This window comes from Photobacterium aphoticum, from assembly GCF_001029435.1.
GTDB lineage: Bacteria > Pseudomonadota > Gammaproteobacteria > Enterobacterales > Vibrionaceae > Photobacterium > Photobacterium aphoticum.
Genome location: NZ_LDOV01000062.1, coordinates 1 through 546, shown reverse-complemented (window position 1 = coordinate 546; position 546 = coordinate 1). Strand labels below are relative to the sequence as shown.

The window sequence follows — 546 nt, the reverse complement described above, 5'->3', positions numbered from 1 at the left end:
AGTGTCACTTCGGCCGTAACTGTACCGTCTGCACCCAGTTCATCACTGTTGTACACGCCATCACCGTTGGTGTCGCCCAGTAGCTCTACTGATGGTGCTGGTGCTGCACCGTTATCAACCAGAGCATTATCGCTCACCTCCGGTGACGGGTTACCAGCAGCATCCACGACCTGTGCGGTCACTTCTACCTTGCCGCCATCAACGGTGATTTCGACTTGGATGCCATTGTTTAGATCATCTTGGGTAATAACGCGGTCAACCAGTACGGTGCCATCGGTGTCTTTAATGATCACGCGATCGCCCACTTCGGTGCCCGCTGCCAGTGTCACTTCAGCTGTCACGGTGCCGTCAGCACCCAGTTCATCACTGTTGTAGACGCCGTCACCGTTGGTGTCGCCCAGCAGTTCTACCGATGGCGCCGGAGCGGCTTCTGAGTCAACCAGAGCATTGTCACTCACTTCCGGTGACGGGTTGCCAGCAGCATCCACGACCTGTGCGGTCACTTCTACCTTGCCGCCATCAACGGTGATTTCGACTTGGATGCCA

1 pseudogene is annotated in these 546 nt (G+C 56.2%); it reads right to left on the bottom strand.

Annotated elements, in window-relative coordinates:
• Positions 1-546 (bottom strand): annotated as a pseudogene (locus ABT58_RS24230) (hypothetical protein); the annotation flags it as partial.